The sequence below is a fragment of the Gordonia sp. VNK21 genome, from assembly GCF_046098115.1.
Classification (GTDB): domain Bacteria; phylum Actinomycetota; class Actinomycetes; order Mycobacteriales; family Mycobacteriaceae; genus Gordonia.
In genome coordinates, this window is record NZ_JBJURU010000007.1 from 201,994 (window position 1) to 217,677 (window position 15,684).

The following is a 15,684-nucleotide window of genomic DNA, read 5'->3' on the forward strand; positions in this document are numbered from 1 at the left end:
ATTCTAAACTAGAAACGACTGCAAGCGTCAGCCGACGCCGTCAGCGCCGTTCACGAGGTCAGCACCAGTCCCGGGACCGGGTGCCCACCTTCAGATCCAGCTGCTGCATCCGGTCGGCGACGACGGTCACCGCACCCTCGGCGTTCTGCACCTTCCCGCGGATCATCAGGGCGGGGGCGGTCTGCGCGAGGGTCCGGTAGCGCGTCCACAGACCCACCGAGCACACCACGTTCACCATGCCCGTCTCGTCCTCGAGATTGACGAAGGTGACCCCGGCCGCGGTCGCCGGACGCTGGCGGTGGGTCACCGCCCCGGCCACCGTCACCCGGGTGCCGTCGGGCACCGAGAGCAGCCGGTCGGCCGTCAGCACCCCGAGCGCCGTCAGCCGCGGCCGCAGGTACTGCGTCGGATAGCCGGTCGGCGTGATCCCGGTGGCGATCGCATCCACCGCCGACAGCTCCACCTCGGACATGCCGGGCAGCACCGGCGCGGACCGCGGGCTCACCGCGGGCAGCTGGTCGGCCCGCAGCCCCGCCGCGGCCCCGGCCTCCCACAGCGCCGTCCGGCGATCCAGGCCCAGAGACTCGAAGGCCCCGGCGGTGGCCAGCGCCTCGAGCTGCGCTCCGACGGCCTCGGTGCGCCGCGACAGATCCGCGATCGACGTATACGGTCCGTGCACCCGTTCGGCGACGATCCGCTCGGCCAGCTCGTCACTCACCCCGCGCACCGACGCCAGCCCCAGCCGCACGTCCAGCCCGGAGTTCTCCAGATCGGCATGTGCCAGCGAATGATTCACCTCCGGACGGTGCACGCGCACCCCGTGCCGACGGGCGTCGGCCACCAGCGACTGCGGCGAGTAGAAGCCCATCGGCTGCGCCCGCAGCAGCGCCGCGCAGAACGCGGCCGGATGATGCAGCTTGAACCACGCCGAATAGAAGACCAGCGCGGCGAAGCTCTGCGAATGGCTCTCCGGGAAGCCGAAGTTGGCGAAGGCCGCCATCTTCTCGAAGATCCGGTCGGCGGTCTCCCCGGTGATCCCGTGCTCGCGTTCCATCCCGGCGTAGAAGCGGGTCCGCAGCCGTTCCATCTTCTCCGGCGACCGCTTGGAGCCCATCGCCCGGCGCAGCTGGTCGGCCTCGGCGGCCCCGAAACCGGCCACGTCCACCGCCAGCTGCATGAGCTGCTCCTGGAACAGCGGAATGCCCAGAGTCCGGTCGAGGGCCTTGCGCATCGCCGGATGTTCCACGTCCGGCTCCTCGAGACCGTTGCGGCGCCGGATGTACGGGTGCACCGAGCCGCCCTGGATGGGGCCCGGACGGATCAGCGCCACCTCCACCACCAGGTCGTAGAAGTTCCGCGGCTTCAGCCGTGGCAGGGTGGCCATCTGCGCCCGCGACTCCACCTGGAACACACCCACCGAATCCGCCCGGCACAGCATGTCGTAGACCGCGATCTCGGTCAGGTCCAGCTGCGCCAGATCCACCTCGATCCCCTTGTGCCCGGCCACCAGATCGATCGCATAGTGCAGCGCCGAGAGCATGCCGAGCCCGAGCAGATCGAATTTGACCAGCCCCACCGCCGCGCAGTCGTCCTTGTCCCACTGCAGCACGCTGCGTCCGGGCATCCGTGCCCACTCGGTGGGACAGACGTCGGCGATGGGCCGGTCGCAGATCACCATGCCGCCGGAGTGAATACCCAGATGTCTTGGCAGCGAGGCGATCTCACCGGCCATGCCGCGGACGTCGTCCGGCGCCGAATCGGGGACCTTGCTCCACGCATCCTGCTGACCGGGGTCGTACCCCAGCGCCCGCGCCATATCACGCACCGCCGACCGCCCGCGGTAGGTGATCACATTGGCCACCTGCGCGCTGTGCTGCCGGCCGTGCCGGGAGTACACGTACTGGATCACCTCCTCGCGGCGGTCCGATTCGATGTCCACGTCGATGTCCGGCGGGCCGTCCCGCTCCGGGGACAGGAAGCGCTCGAAGAGCAGTCCGGCGCGCACCGGATCCACATTGGTGATGCCCAGCGCGAAGCAGACCGCCGAGTTGGCGGCGCTGCCCCGGCCCTGGCACAGGATGTCGTTGCGCCGGCAGAAGCTGACGATGTCGTGCACCACCAGGAAGTACCCGGGAAAGGTGAGCGTCTCGATGATCGCCAGTTCGTGGTCGATCTGCCGGTACGCCTCGGGCCTCTGCTCGCGGGTCCCGTAACGCTGCCGCGCCCCGTCCTCGGTGAGCCGGCGCAGCCAGGTCGCCTCGGTGTGCCCGTCGGGGACGTCGAAGGGCGGCAGCTCGGGGGCGATCAGCTTCAGCGAGAAGGCGCAGTCGGCGGCCAGCCCGGCGGCGTTCTCGACGGCCTCCCGGTGCGCCGGCAGCAGCCGCACCATCTCGTCGCCGCTGCGCAGGTGCGCCCCGCCGAGTCCGGGCAGCCAGCCGGAGATGGTGTGCACATCGGTGCGGGCCCGCACCGCGGCCACCGCGATGGCCAGCCGCCGCCGCTCGGGACCGGCGAAATGCGCACCGGTGGTGGCCACTGTCGGCAGCCTCAGCTCGCTCGCCAGCCCGGCCAGGACGGCGTTGCGTTCGTCGTCGTCGGACGTTCCGGTGGCGGTCAGCTCGACGACGACGTTCCCGGCCCCGAAACGGTCGACCAGCCCGCTCAGCGCGGTGCGCGCCGCACCGGTTCCGCCGTCGGCCAGCGCCCGTCGCACCGCGCCCTTGCGGCAGCCGGTCAGGATCAGCCAGTGCCCGGCCCCCGCGGAGGAGATCAGCTCCGGGTCGTAACGCAGCAGCCCTTTGCTGCCACCGCTCATGTGGGCGTCGGCGATCACCCGGGAGAGCCGCCGGTAGCCCTCCGCGTCACGCGCCAGCACCAGCAGGTGCTCCCCCGGCGGGTCGACGGCCCCGGCACGCGCGGTATCCCGCTGCAGCGAGAGCTCGGCGCCGAAGACGGTCGGCAGTTCGTACTCCCGGGCCGCTTCGGCGAAGCGCACCACCCCGTAGAAACCGTCGTGGTCGGTCAGCGCCAGCCCCTGCAGATCCAGCCGACGCGCCTCGGCGGCCATCTCCTCGGGCATCGACGCCCCGTCGAGAAAGCTGTAGGCACTGTGCGCGTGCAGCTCGGCGTACGGGACCGTCGAGGTGATCGGCTCGAGTTCCTCGGGCCGATAGCCACCGCGTTTACGCGACCACCCCGGGGCATCTCCCCCGTCGCCGGCCCCTGCGCCGGACAGCGGCGGACGGCCGGAGAGCACCCGCTCCATCTCCGACCAGCTCGGCGGCCCGTTGTTCCAACCCACACATCGATTCTAGAACATACGTTCGATTCCTGTTCGACGTGAATCCGGAGTCCGGATTCGCGCAAGCGACATCAGACGACTTACGGACGTGCCGACCGAGCGCACACTATGTCGGCCCGGTCTGTGAGAACCTGTTCGGGTGACGAGCTACTTGGTCACCGGCGCCGACGGACTCCTCGGCCGCCGGGTGCTGGCCCGACTACTGGCCCGCGGCGACGACGCCCGGGTCGGCGCACTGGTTCCACGCAGCGGTCTGCCCGCGCTGGCCGCCGTCACCGACACCCTTCCCGACGGCGACCGGGTCGTGACGGTTCTGGCCGACGACGACACCGGCGCCCCGCCGGCCGATCTGGCCGATTTCGGCCCGCTCGACCACCTCGTCCACCTCGACGTGCTCGACGATCCCGCCGCCGACGCGGCCACCGTTCAGGCGGTCAACGCCGATGCGGCCGCGACCCTGGCGTCGTTCGCCGCCGAGCACGGCGCCGTCTTCCACCTGCTCTCGTCGGTCGGCGTGGCCGGCGACCATCAGGGCCCGTTCCGGGAGACCGACTTCGAGCTGGGCCAGAACTTCGCGAATCCGTGCCAGCGCAGCTTCTTCGACGCCGAACTCGCCGTCCGGCAGACCCCCGGACTGCGCTGGCGCAGCTATCGCTGTTCGACGATCGTCGGCGACAGCGTCACCGGCGAGATGGACGAGCTGTGCGGCCCCTACTACTTCCTCGGCCAGGTGAGTCTGCTCGACCGGCTGCCGCGCAAGCTGCCGGTGCCGTGGCCGGATCTGGGTGAGCTGAATCTGGTCCCCGTCGACTACGTGGCCGATGCCCTCTCGGCTCTGCTCGAGGCCGAGCCGGAGGCGCAGCAGCGCGTCTACCATCTGGGAGATCCGCAGCGCCGCAGCCTGTCCGAGGTGACCAATGCGATCACACCGGACCACGACGCCCGCACCTTCGATGCTCTGCCGCGGTCGCTGGCCCGTCCGCTGCTGACCCTGACCGGGCAGGGCGCCCTGCGCACCGGCCGCGATCTGGTCGCCCAGCAGCTCGGTGTGCCGCCGGCCGTGCTCGACGTGCTGGCGCTGCCGGTGCACTTCGACCCCGCGGCCACCGCCGAACTGCTCGAGCGCCGCGGAGTGAGGCTGCCCCGGATCGAGGACTACGGGCCGCGGCTGTGGCGGTACTGGGCCGAACATCTGGACCCGGCCCGCAACCGGCGCGACGACCCGCGCGGTCCGCTGGTCGGCAAGGTCGTGGTGATCACCGGCGGATCCACCGGCATCGGCCGCGCCACCGCCCGGATGTGCGTGGCCCGCGGGGCACACGTGATCCTGGTGGCCCGCGACGCCGACAAACTCACCGAGACGGTCGACGAACTGTCCGCCGAGGTCCCGAAACCGGGTCTGCCGCTGGGCACCGTCAGCTGTTATCCGGCCGATGTGACCGACGAGGACGCGGTGCGCACCCTGGTCAAGTCGATCATCGCCGAACACGATCACATCGACATCCTGGTCAACAACGCCGGCCGGTCCATCCGCCGGGCGGCGACGAACTCTCTGGACCGCTCGCACGACTATCACCGCACCATGGCGGTGAACTACTTCGGCGCGGTCTATCTGACCCTGGCCGTGCTGCCGCACATGATCGAGCGGCAGGCCGGCCATGTCGTGAACGTTTCGACGGCGACGACCCAGACCAGGGCGCCGCGTTTCGGGGCGTACGCTTCGAGCTATGCAGCCCTGGAAGCGTTCACCGACGTGACCGCGGCCGAGACCCTGTCCGACCACGTCACCTTCACCACCGTGCGGTTGCCGTTGACCCGGACCAAGATGATCGCCCCGACCGCGGTCTACGATTCCGCTCACGGGATCTGGGGTGTGGACAAGGCCGCGGCCCGGATTCTGCACGGCATGATCGACCGGCCGGTCCGGAGCGGCTCGCGGTTCGGCTCGCTGGTCGAATGGGGCCACCGGAGGGTGCCGCGGCTGACCACCCGGATCCTGCACCAGACCTATCTGATGCTCGGCGAGTCGGCGGCCGCCCTGCACGGGCGGGCCGAGGAACCGTTGAAGGATCCGGCGGTGTCGTGACCGAGACTCCGTACCTGTCGATCGACCGCGAGCGCATGGAACGGAACATCACCGCCATGGGCCATCGGGCCGCCGATCTGGAGCTGGCGTTGCGCCCGCACGTCAAGACGCACAAGTGCATCGAGATCGCCGAACTCCAGATGTTCTCCGGGGCTACCGGTTTGACCGTCGCCACCATCGGCGAGGCGGAGACCTTCGCCGACGCGGGCTTCACCGATCTGTTCATCGCCTATCCCCTGTGGTTGTCCGACGAGAAGGCTGCCCGGCTGTCGGCCCTGGCGGGCCGGACCCGGCTGCGGGTGGGCGTCGACTCGGCGGCCGGTGCCCGCCGGCTGGCCGAAGGTCTCGCCGGCACCCCGGTGGAGGTGCTGGTGGAGATCGATTCGGGCCAGCATCGGACCGGGGTGCCCCCGCGGGAGGCGCGTGCCGTCGCTGCGGCGGCGGTGGCCGCAGGTCTGGAGGTGGTCGGCGTGTTCACCTTTCCCGGTCACGGTTACGGTCGCGGTGCGGCCCGGCAGAAGGCGGCCATCGACGAGTCCCGCACGCTGGTGGGCGCGGCCGCCGCGCTGCGCCACGCGGGAGTGACGCCGCGGGTGATCAGCGGGGGCTCCACCCCGACGGCCCAGTACGCCGACTTCTCGGTGCTCACCGAGATCCGTCCGGGCGTATACCCGTTCGGCGACGCCCAGCAGCTCGAACTCGGCACGTGCGGCTTCGACGATGTGGCGCTGACGGCGGTCTCCACCGTGGTCAGCCGCCGCCGGAACCGGATCGTGCTCGACGCGGGCAGCAAGGTGATCGGCGCCGACCGGCCGGCCTGGGCCAGCGGCTTCGGCCGACTGCTCGATCATCCGGAGGCCCGGATCACCTCACTGTCCGAACATCATGCCGTCGTCGACTTCCCCTCCGGCGCAGCACTTCCCGAGGTGGGCGAGGTGCTGCGGGTGATCCCGAACCACGTCTGCACCGCGGTCAACCTCGCCGACGAACTGCACCTCGACGACGGTCAGGTGTGGCCGGTCGCCGCCCGCGGCGCCAATTCCTGAGGCGCAGGCTCTCGGAGGACTCCGGCGACCTCGTCGGTCAGTCGAGGTCGGTGAAGTGCTCCACCTGCGGCGGGGAGGCGAAGAACGGGCCGATGGCGCCGCGCCAGGTGGCGAAGCTCTCGGCGGCCCGGAAGTCCTCGTGCGCCTGGACCGAATCCCATTCGACCATCAGGATGAAGCGGGTCGGGGTCTCGATGCCGCGGGTCATCCGCACCGACCGGCAGCCCTGCGCGCCGGAGATCACCTCGCGGACGCTCTGGTAGGCGGCGGCGAAGCCGTCGGGGTCTGTCACATCGAAAATCGCCACTTCGAGAACCATGCGGGAAGCCTATCGCCTCGACCCGTGCCGTTCACTCGTAGATGCCTTCCACCTGCCAGCGGCCACCGCGGAAGCACAGCAGCAGCGCCCGCGAGTCCTCCAGCAGCACCTGGGTCCGGGCCATCACCGCGGCGCTGCGCACCCCCGGGTCGGTGCCGTCGTCGATGCCGAACGGCCACGGTCCCGCCCACCAGTCGATCCGGTAGTCGTGCCGGGTCGAGCGCACGATCACCGGTTCGGCGGTGAAGGCCCCGCGGCCGGTGACCCGCACCGGATCGCCGGCCGCGTCGAACAGTTCGGCGTGACCGGCGAGCAGCCGGGCCGGCCACGGCCGGGCGATCCGGTCCGGCCAGGCCGCCCCGGCCGGCCGCTCCGGCCGCAGTTCGTCGCCGAAGGTCACCAGGTCCACCTGTTCACCCGGCCCGCGGCCGCCACTGGCCACCGGCACCCGCACCGCACGCTCGCCGAGCAGCCCCTGCACCCGGGTGAGGGCCCGGCGCGCCGGATCGCCCAGTCCGGTCCGGCCCGGACCACCGCGCGGCAGCCCCTCGCCGGCCAGCGCGTACTGCAGCGCACCGGGGTCGATCACCTCCACCGGCTCGAGCAGCAGCCGCGCGATCGGCGAATCGGGGGCGTCGACACTGCCCGCCGACAGGGTGAGCCAGCCTTCCAGCTGCCAGCGCACCCGGTCGGCGGTGGCCTCCGGGGTGAGCGGTTCGGCGCATCGCCAGGTCCGCGAATGACGTTGTCCGCGTTCGGTGATCGCCTGCACCGTCAGCCGGGTGCAGGCCAGCGACGCCGACGACAACCGGACGTGCAGCTCCTCGGCGAGCCGCCGGCCGAGGAAGGCGGCGGCGTCGATCCGGTCGATCGGCGGGTCACAGTCGTGTTCCACCTCCAGCCCGGGAGGGATCGGTGCCCGGCTGGGCCGTCGCCCCGGTTCGGCGCGCGCCAGGCGGTGCGCGACCGCCGCATCGGCGGAGAACCGGGATGCCACGTCGGCCGGATCCAGGGCGGCGAACGCCCCGAGCGTGCGGACCCCCAGCCGCCACAGCAGATTCACCAGGTCGTCCCGGCCCGGCCCGGACAGCGACGGCTCGACCACCAGATCGGCCACCGGGCGTCCGGCCAGGAAGTCCGCATCCGTTCCCGGCGGCACCACCGTCCCGGTGCGGGCGGCCAGCACCGCGGTGAAGAGCTCATCGGCGGTGCCCACCCGGCCGGCCACCCCGCACGCGTCGACCGCCGAAACGATCTCCTCGGCCAGTTCCTCCTCACCGCCGAAGTAGCGCCCGGCCCGATCGGCGGCGATCACCATCAGCCCGGGCCGCAGCACCTCGGTCATCGGCACCACCGCGGACACCGCGGCCACCACCGGCTCGAAGAACCGTCCGTCGCGGCCCGGATCGTCGGGCGCCGCCGTCAGTTCCGGGCACAGCGACTGCGCCTGGCGTTTGCGCATGCCCCGGCGCACCCCCGCCCGCCGGGCGGCGGCCGAGCAGGCGGTCACGCGGCCGGACCCGAGCACCGCGACGGCGTCGCCGCAGTCCGGGCCGAGGGCGGCCGCCGCGGCCACCGCCGGCCAGTCCGGGCACCACAGCGCCAGCACCCGCCCGCTCAATTGGCCACCGCCAGCCGTACGGCGGGCTGCCCGGCGGCAGCGACCGCGACCAGACGATCGTTCTCGGTGAGCGCGCACCGCGTGGACCGCGGTGCCAGACCGGCCCCGCCGATCCGCACATCCATCTCCAGCCCGCCGATCCGGCCGTAGCCGCTGCGCCGGGCCGGAACATGCCGGTAGCCGGACACCTCCGCCTCGATGCGCACGGTGGCGCCCGGCCAGCAGCCGGGCGGCCCCACCACCATCAGCGTCGACGACTGCCTGCGGGCGCGGCCGGTGAGCACCCGGGCCCGCGACGGGGTCACCGAGTCGACGGCCACCAGCACCAGGTCGATGCCGTCGAGCAGGACCGAGGCCACCTCCAGCCGGTCCACGCCGGGTTCGTCGACCACCGCGATCCGGTCCAGCTGCGCACCCAGGTCGGCGGCGACGGCCAGGTTCAGCTGCGGCAACCCCACCAGCGCCGCGGTGGCACCGGTGGCGCTGACCGCCGCCAGCAGCGCCGCCGGCATACTGGCCGCCCCGCTCACCTCCACCACGCTGCCCGGGGCCAGCCCGCGGCGCGGCAGCAGCCCGGCGATCGGCTCGGGCACCGGCAGCACCGCCGGGGCCGCTCCGGGCCCCGCCGACAGGCCGGCCAGCTTCCGGCGCAGCGCTGCCACTGTCATCTGCTTGTCGGATACTTCTTCACGTCCGGAAGCCTGTGCTTCCGTCTCTGGACATTGTGGACCGGTCATCATGGCACTCCCCTCACCTGCAGGTATTCGACTTTTGCGGCAGGGAAGATGCCGACTGAAGCCCATCGAACTACTGTTCGAAATGCTAACTCCCGACTCTGACACGGGTCAATCGGCGGACGCCGAACAGGTAGATTCGGGTCATGCCCGCCCGTCTCTTGCCAGCAGTGATCGTCGTGCTGTCCATCACCACGATCGTGCTGACCACACTCGGCTGGTTCACCCTGCGCCCGCTCGGCCCCGAATCCGACGTGTCCTGGAACAGCTTCGGTTCCGGCGACTTCGCCATCGCCGAGGCTCCCGACGCCCACGGCTGGCTGATCGTGCTGGCCTGCGTGGCCGCGATCGTCGTCGCCCTCTGCTCGTGGCTGCCCTCGCTGGCGCCCTATCGCCGGACGTCACTGGTGGTGATCGGCGTCGGGGCGCTGGCGGCGTCGATCATCCCGATCACTGTGATCGCCAACCCGGACTGGTATCTGGACGATCTCTTCACCGCCCTCGGCGAACCCGACCGGCAGACCGGCCTGCCCGCCTCGGAGTTCATCGGGATGCCGGTGGTGGCGTCGACGCTGGCACTGCTGCTGCTCCTGGCGGTCACCGCCTTCGCCGCGGCCGTCCTCGCCCCGGCCATCGCCCCCGATCAGCCCGCCCCCGTGCGCACCGAGGACCCCAGCGGAGCCGTACTCTGACCATCGTGGCCGATCCTGCGAAGAACACCACGAACGAGTCCCCGGTGAACCGGCGGCTGTACGTCTACGCGATCGTCATGCTCGCGCTGACCGTCGCCGCCGTCGCCGCCCTGCCGTGGATCAGTGTGCGTTCGGGGTTCGGCGGAGTCTCCTGGAACGGTTTCGGCTCCCAGAACATCAGCGGCTCGGCCGAGGACACCCTCGACGCCTCGCCCGGCGGGCCCGGCTGGCTGCTGCTGGTGACCGCCATCGTCGCGTTCCTGGCCGCCGTCTCCTATCTGGTGCCGGCCACCCGCGGCTACACCCGGTCACTGCTCTGGGTGGCCGCGATATGCGCCCTGGGCACCACGGCGGTCCCGATCGCGGTGCTCGTCTCCCCCGACTGGTACACCGGCGATCTGCTCGACCAGTTCGGGGGCGGGATGCTGAACGCCCGCGACTACCTGTACACCCCGGTGGTGGTGGTCGAGGTCCTGCTGCTGCTCGGACTGGCGGCGCTGTGCTGGTTCGCCGCCACCACCCTGTCCGACGACGACCCGTCCGAGGACTCCTCCCCGGCGGACGACCGGGTCAGTCCAGCTGACGATTGACCGCCCACCGGGTGAGCGCATTGCGGTTGGACTGCTGGGTTTTACGCAGCACGTTCGAGGCGTGCGTCTCGACGGTCTTGACCGAGATGAACAGTTCCTCGGCGATCTCCCGGTAGGTGTAGCCGCGGGCCAGCAGCCGCAGGACCTCCAGTTCCCGCCTGGTCAGCGAGTCCAGTTCCGGGTCGAGTGCCGGCTCGGGCACCGGGGAGCGCCCGGTGAACGAGTCCAGCACGAACCCGGCCAGGCGCGGTGAGAAGACGGCGTCGCCCTCGGCCACCCGGCGCACCGCGTCGGCCAGTTCCGCACCGGAGATGGTCTTGGTGACGTAGCCGCGCGCCCCGGCCCGGATGGTGGCGATCACGTCGGCCGCCGCGTCGGAGACCGACAGCGCCAGGAACACCGGGGCCTGCGAGCCGAGCGCATCGGTCACCCCGCGCAGCACGGCCACGCCGCCGCCGGCCGGCATGTGCACGTCCAGCAGCACCACGTCCGGGTCGGTGTCGACGATCCCGCTCACCGCCTCGGCGACGGTGCCGGCATCGCCGACCACCTCGAGTCCGTCCTCGGCGGCCAGCTCGGCACGAACCCCGGAGCGGAAGACGGCGTGGTCGTCGACGAGAAAGACCCGGTAGGTCATGAGATCTCCTGTGTCTGGGTGGGATCGTATCGGGCTGGATCGCGCTGGGCGGGATCACGGCGGTGGCCGGGCGCGGTGCGCGGCAGGGTGAGGGTGACATTGGTGCCCTTGCCCGGTGCCGAGCGCAGCGCCGCCGCCCCGCCGGCCCGTTCCATGCGCGCCCGGATGGAGCCGGCGATGCCCTGCCGGTCCGGGTCCACCTGTTCGGGATCGAAGCCGCGGCCGCGGTCGCGGACGAAGACCTCCACCTGCTCGTCGGTCACCTCGCAGTAGACGTCCACCTTGGGCGCACCGGAGTGTTTGGCCGCATTCACCAGCGCCTCCCGGGTGGCGGCCACCAACGACGACGCCGCGCGCGCCCACTGCTCGTCGCGCAGTTCATCGCCGGTCACGTCGCCGACGGTGACCGCCTCGATCTCGGTGCCGTAGGTCTCCTCCACTTCGGCGGACAGGGCGGCGACGGCCGCGGCCAGCGATTCCCGACGCTGCGCGGGATCGCCGAACAGCCACGCGCGCAGCTCGCGCTCCTGCCGGCGGGCCAGCCGCGCGACGGTCTCCGGATCGCCTGAGCGCTTCTGGATCAGGGCCAGGGTCTGCAGCACCGAGTCGTGCAGATGGGAGGCGATCTCCTCGCGTTCGGCGTCGCGGATGCGCGCCGCACGTTCGGCGTCCAGGGCGCGCAGCAGCCGGATCCACAGCGGCACCGTCAGCAGCACCACGCCCACCAGGGTCGCCGGCACCGCCAGCAGCACGGGGTTGACGCCGCCGGCGATCGAGTCGCCGGCCACCACCAGCACCACCAGCCCGCCGACCACCAGCACGATCCCGGCGGCCAGCCGCAGCCAGGTCAGTACGGTGCGGCGGCCGCCCAGGCCGGTCATGTCCACTTCGCGCCAGACCAGGGCGGCGCCGCCGAGGACGAAGAGCACGGCGATCAGATCCTGGGCGGGCGCATTGGAGCCGATCATGAAGGTGACCATGAGACCGGCCACGCCCACGAACCCCAGGCCGTAGGCCTGCCGGCGTTCGACCGGTCCGGGTGCGGCGGTGTCGTCGCCGGTCGGGCAGAAGAACCACAGCAGCGCATAGGCGGCCACCCCGGCGCCGGCCATCACCGTGAGCACCACGAAGACCACCCGCACCCGGAAGACGTCGACGCCCAGGTGGTCGGCGACGCCGCCGCACACACCGGCCACGATCTTGCCGCCGCTGCGCCGCTGCAGACGCCGCGGCGCCGGCATCGGTGCCGCCGCCGGCGACGGCGCGGGAGTGCGGGAACGTGATCTCATCACTGTCGATAGTGGCACGCCCGGAGGCCGTTTCCGAGGTTCCGGCGCCGAGTTCAGGGGCGATCTCAGGGTGATTCCCGATCCCGCACGCGGACCCGGCCGCCAGGATGGGAGACATGAACCGAACGAGCCTGCACGATCTCTGGGCGACCCGCCCGGTGCGCCGCCGGTCCGGCCGCAAGGTGGCCGGCGTGTGTTCCGGGTTCGGTGCGCGCTACGACGTCGACCCGACGCTCATCCGGGTGGCCTTCGTGGTGGCGACCATGTTCGGCGGCGGCGGGGTGCTGCTGTACGTGGCGGCGTGGATCGCGCTGCCGTCGGGCCGCACGCACGCCGCCCGGCACACGGCCGGGTACGACGAGCAGTCCACCCCACGCAGCAGCCGGCGGCCCCGCGGCGGCCTGCACGACGTCGGCTGGCCCAAGATGATCCTGCTCGCGGTGCTACTGGTGGTGGTGTTCTCCCATCTGGGCGACAACTCCGCATGGAACACCGGCGCACTGGCCGGGGTGGTCCTCATGCTGCTGGGCTGGTGGCTGCTCTACCAGCGCACCCCGGTGGCCCCGGCGGGCACGTCGGCGGCGGACCCGGCCGCCGGGCCCGCTCCGGCGGCGACGGCATCGGCGACCGGCGTGGCCGAGGGCGAGGGCGCGCCGGAGGCTGCGGCGCCGTACGCCCAGAGTGTCCCCGCGGGCGCAGCGCCCGTCGGCGCCGCGGTGGGAGCCGCTAGTCCCGCACCGCCGCCGATCGACGACGATCTGCCGCCGTCCTGGGATCCGCTGGGCACGGCCCGGTTCGCCTGGGATCTTCCCGAACCGCCGCCGCCCGCGCCGGAGCCGGAGCAGCCGCGCTCGGCCTTGACCCCGGTGACGCTGGGGCTGGCGGTGCTCGCCGCCGGCGGTGGCACGGCCGCGAACCTGCTGGGCGCCGACTGGTTCACCGTGGGCCGGATCGCCGCACTGTCACTGGCGGTGATCGGGGCGGGGCTGCTGGTGGCCGGGCTGCAGCGCCGCCAGCCGGGCCGGCACGCCTCCGGGCTGCTGCCGCTCGGGGTGCTGGGCGCCGCCGTCGTCATCGTCGCCACCCTGCTGCACAGCAGCGGCTGGGCGCTGCCCGGCGGCGGGGCGGGTGAGCGCACCTGGAAGGTCAGCGAGGCCGGCCAGCTGGCCGACCGCTACGAGCTCACCCTCGGTTCGAGCACCCTGGATCTGCGTGATCTGGGCGCCCTCGACGGCGATCGCACGGTCACCGTCGAACAGGGGGTCGGCGATGTGACGATCCTGCTGCCCGAGAAGGTCCGGACCCGGATGGAGTGCAGCAGCACCGTCGGCGACGTCGACTGCCCACCGGGTATCCGCGGACGCGATGCGGACCAGAACTCACCCCTGTTGACCATCAAGGCGCACAGCGCCATCGGCAGTGTGGAGGCACGACGATGAGTGAACCCGTGGACGAGAATCCCGCCCGCCGCAGTCCGGCCCTGGTGGTCAGTGGCGTGCTGGCGCTGCTGCTGGCCGGCTGGGGCCTCTCCGGCGGTCCGGACATCCCCAACGTGAACGTGGTGCCGTGGATCCTGGTGGGTCTGGGCCTGCTGGTCGGCGTGGTCCTGGTGATCAGCGGCTTCCGGCGCCCCGATCGCTCCTAACGGCCCCGAGCCGGGACGTGGCACCCCCGGCGGGCCCGCTCCGTCGTTCAGAGGACCGGGAGGATCACTCCCACTCGATGGTCCCCGGCGGCTTGCTGGTCACGTCCAGCACCACCCGGTTCACGTCGGGCACCTCGTTGGTGATGCGGGTGGAGATGATCTCGAGGACCTCGTACGGCACGCGGGTCCAGTCGGCGGTCATGGCGTCCTCGGAGGAGACCGGGCGCAGCACGATCGGGTGGCCGTAGGTGCGGCCGTCGCCCTGCACGCCCACGCTGCGGACGTCGGCCAGCAGCACCACCGGGCACTGCCAGATCTGGCCGTCGAGGCCGGCGGCGGTGAGTTCCTCGCGGGCGATCAGGTCGGCCTTGCGGAGCAGTTCGAGGCGGTCCTTGGTCACCTCGCCGACGATGCGGATCGCCAGACCCGGGCCCGGGAAAGGCTGGCGGCCGACGATCTCCTCGGGCAGGCCGAGCTCGCGGCCCACGGCGCGGACCTCATCCTTGAAGAGCAGCCGCAGCGGCTCGACCAGGGTGAACTCGAGGTCTTCGGGCAGGCCGCCCACATTGTGGTGGCTCTTGATGTTGGCGGTGCCGGAGCCGCCGCCGGATTCGACGACGTCCGGGTAAAGGGTGCCCTGCACCAGGAAGTCGATCTTCTTGCCGGCGGCGGCCTGATCGCCGAGGACCTCGCTGACGGCGCCCTCGAAGGAGCGGACGAATTCGCGGCCGATGATCTTGCGCTTGGTCTCCGGGTCGGACACTCCGGCGAGATGACCGAGGAAGACGTCCTCGGCGTCGACGGTCACCAGCCTGGCGCCGGTGGTGGCGACGAAGTCGGTCTGCACCTGCTCGCGTTCACCGGCGCGGAGCAGGCCGTGATCGACGAAGACGCAGGTGAGGCGGTCGCCGATGGCGCGCTGGACCAGGGCACCGGCCACCGCGGAGTCGACGCCGCCGGACAGCCCGCAGATCGCCAGGCCCTCATCGCCCACCTGCGCGCGGACGTCGGCGATCAGCGCTTCGGCGATGTTGGCGGCGGTCCACGTGGGCCGCAGGCCGGCCACCTCGTAGAGGAACCGGGTCAGGATCTCCTGGCCGTGCGGGGTGTGCAGCACCTCGGGGTGGTACTGGACGCCGGCCATGCGGCGCTCCGCGCACTCGAAGGCGGCGACCGGCGCCCCCGGCGTGGAGGCGGTGACGGTGAAGCCCTCCGGCGGGGTCTGCACGGCGTCGTTGTGGCTCATCCAGACCGGCTGCTCGCCGGGCAGTCCGTGGTGCAGGAGACCGCCGTCGCCGGTCACGTTCATCATGGTGCGGCCGAATTCGCGGCCGCCGGTGTTGGCCACCTCGCCGCCGAGCGCGGCGGTCATCTTCTGGAAGCCGTAGCAGATGCCGAACACGGGAATGCCCAGATCGAAGAGCCGATCGTCGATGCTGGGGGCGTCGTCCGCGTACACCGACGACGGTCCGCCGGACAGTACGAGCGCCGCCGGCTTCTTGGCCACGAACTCCTCATAGGGCGCGTCGTGGGCGATCACCTCGGAGTAGATCCGGGCTTCGCGCACGCGCCGGGCGATGAGCTGCGCGTACTGGGCACCGAAGTCGACGACGAGGACTGGGCGCGGGTGGTCCGTCGAGGTTTCCGTCACGGGCGCCAGTCTATCGTCGCAGGACCGGATACCCGGAACCGGGCGATGGCCCGTCACAGCAGCTTGCCATTCA

Annotated in this window: 13 protein-coding genes; 6 read left to right on the forward strand and 7 right to left on the reverse strand. The window is 71.8% G+C overall.

Annotated features, from left to right (window positions below; translation table 11 throughout):
• Positions 1-58: 58 nt before the first annotated feature.
• Positions 59-3,301 (reverse strand): error-prone DNA polymerase, encoded by a 3,243-nt coding sequence (locus tag ACJMNC_RS09825; RefSeq protein WP_408947767.1) that lies wholly within the window; start codon positions 3,299-3,301, stop codon positions 59-61.
• Positions 3,302-3,440: 139 nt separating this feature from the next.
• Here ACJMNC_RS09825 and ACJMNC_RS09830 point away from each other — a divergent pair, with 139 nt between their 5' ends.
• Complete coding sequence (locus ACJMNC_RS09830; protein ID WP_408947768.1) at positions 3,441-5,387, forward strand: SDR family oxidoreductase; 1,947 nt, start codon at positions 3,441-3,443, stop codon at positions 5,385-5,387.
• Entirely contained in the window at positions 5,384-6,433 is a 1,050-nt protein-coding gene (locus ACJMNC_RS09835) for an alanine racemase (protein WP_408947769.1), read from the forward strand. Before ACJMNC_RS09830 ends, ACJMNC_RS09835 begins: the two co-directional genes overlap by 4 nt.
• 37 nt (positions 6,434-6,470) lie before the next feature.
• Here ACJMNC_RS09835 and ACJMNC_RS09840 read toward each other — a convergent pair whose 3' ends face one another.
• Genes ACJMNC_RS09840 through ACJMNC_RS09850 form a run of 3 tightly spaced genes read right to left on the reverse strand, consistent with a single transcriptional unit; the run spans position 6,471 to position 9,041 of the window.
• Positions 6,471-6,752, reverse strand: a complete 282-nt coding sequence (locus tag ACJMNC_RS09840) for an antibiotic biosynthesis monooxygenase family protein (protein WP_408947770.1) — start codon at positions 6,750-6,752, stop codon at positions 6,471-6,473.
• A 31-nt stretch (positions 6,753-6,783) separates the two neighbouring features.
• Positions 6,784-8,373: a DNA polymerase Y family protein gene (locus ACJMNC_RS09845; protein ID WP_408947771.1), complete on the reverse strand. Its 1,590-nt coding sequence runs from the start codon at positions 8,371-8,373 to the stop codon at positions 6,784-6,786.
• Positions 8,370-9,041, reverse strand: a complete 672-nt coding sequence (locus tag ACJMNC_RS09850; RefSeq protein ID WP_408947772.1) for a hypothetical protein — start codon at positions 9,039-9,041, stop codon at positions 8,370-8,372. The genes ACJMNC_RS09845 and ACJMNC_RS09850 overlap by 4 nt, the downstream gene beginning before the upstream one ends.
• Positions 9,042-9,253: 212 nt before the next feature.
• Between ACJMNC_RS09850 and ACJMNC_RS09855 the strand changes: the two genes are divergently transcribed.
• A complete protein-coding gene (locus tag ACJMNC_RS09855) occupies positions 9,254-9,799 on the forward strand; it encodes a hypothetical protein (protein ID WP_408947773.1) in 546 nt (181 codons plus the stop codon).
• Between the two features lie 5 nt (positions 9,800-9,804).
• Positions 9,805-10,389, forward strand: a complete 585-nt coding sequence (locus ACJMNC_RS09860; protein ID WP_408947774.1) for a hypothetical protein — start codon at positions 9,805-9,807, stop codon at positions 10,387-10,389.
• Here the strand turns inward: ACJMNC_RS09860 and ACJMNC_RS09865 are convergent.
• On the reverse strand, positions 10,370-11,026 hold the full coding sequence (locus ACJMNC_RS09865; RefSeq protein ID WP_408947775.1) for a LuxR C-terminal-related transcriptional regulator: 657 nt from the start codon (positions 11,024-11,026) through the stop codon (positions 10,370-10,372). The two genes, ACJMNC_RS09860 and ACJMNC_RS09865, sit on opposite strands and share 20 nt — an antisense overlap.
• On the reverse strand, positions 11,023-12,315 hold the full coding sequence (locus tag ACJMNC_RS09870) for a PspC domain-containing protein (RefSeq protein ID WP_408947776.1): 1,293 nt from the start codon (positions 12,313-12,315) through the stop codon (positions 11,023-11,025). Before ACJMNC_RS09870 ends, ACJMNC_RS09865 begins: the two co-directional genes overlap by 4 nt.
• A 116-nt stretch (positions 12,316-12,431) precedes the next feature.
• Between ACJMNC_RS09870 and ACJMNC_RS09875 the strand changes: the two genes are divergently transcribed.
• Both ACJMNC_RS09875 and ACJMNC_RS09880 read left to right on the forward strand, forming a co-directional pair.
• Complete coding sequence (locus ACJMNC_RS09875) at positions 12,432-13,754, forward strand: PspC domain-containing protein (RefSeq protein WP_408947777.1); 1,323 nt, start codon at positions 12,432-12,434, stop codon at positions 13,752-13,754.
• Complete coding sequence (locus ACJMNC_RS09880) at positions 13,751-13,960, forward strand: hypothetical protein (protein ID WP_408947778.1); 210 nt, start codon at positions 13,751-13,753, stop codon at positions 13,958-13,960. Before ACJMNC_RS09875 ends, ACJMNC_RS09880 begins: the two co-directional genes overlap by 4 nt.
• A gap of 64 nt (positions 13,961-14,024) precedes the next feature.
• Here ACJMNC_RS09880 and guaA read toward each other — a convergent pair whose 3' ends face one another.
• Positions 14,025-15,611, reverse strand: coding sequence for a glutamine-hydrolyzing GMP synthase (guaA, locus tag ACJMNC_RS09885; protein ID WP_408947779.1), 1,587 nt, complete (start codon positions 15,609-15,611; stop codon positions 14,025-14,027).
• Between the last annotated feature and the right edge of the window lie 73 nt (positions 15,612-15,684).

Excerpts from the sequence above, each read along its gene's own strand:
- ACJMNC_RS09875 (WP_408947777.1), top strand. The coding sequence starts at position 12,432 with ATGAACCGAACGAGCCTGCACGATCTCTGGGCGACCCGCCCGGTGCGC.
- ACJMNC_RS09865 (WP_408947775.1), bottom strand. The coding sequence starts at position 11,026 with ATGACCTACCGGGTCTTTCTCGTCGACGACCACGCCGTCTTCCGCTCC.
- ACJMNC_RS09880 (WP_408947778.1), top strand. The coding sequence starts at position 13,751 with ATGAGTGAACCCGTGGACGAGAATCCCGCCCGCCGCAGTCCGGCCCTG.
- ACJMNC_RS09840 (WP_408947770.1), bottom strand. The coding sequence starts at position 6,752 with ATGGTTCTCGAAGTGGCGATTTTCGATGTGACAGACCCCGACGGCTTC.
- ACJMNC_RS09855 (WP_408947773.1), top strand. The coding sequence starts at position 9,254 with ATGCCCGCCCGTCTCTTGCCAGCAGTGATCGTCGTGCTGTCCATCACC.
- ACJMNC_RS09850 (WP_408947772.1), bottom strand. The coding sequence starts at position 9,041 with ATGACAGTGGCAGCGCTGCGCCGGAAGCTGGCCGGCCTGTCGGCGGGG.
- ACJMNC_RS09870 (WP_408947776.1), bottom strand. The coding sequence starts at position 12,315 with ATGAGATCACGTTCCCGCACTCCCGCGCCGTCGCCGGCGGCGGCACCG.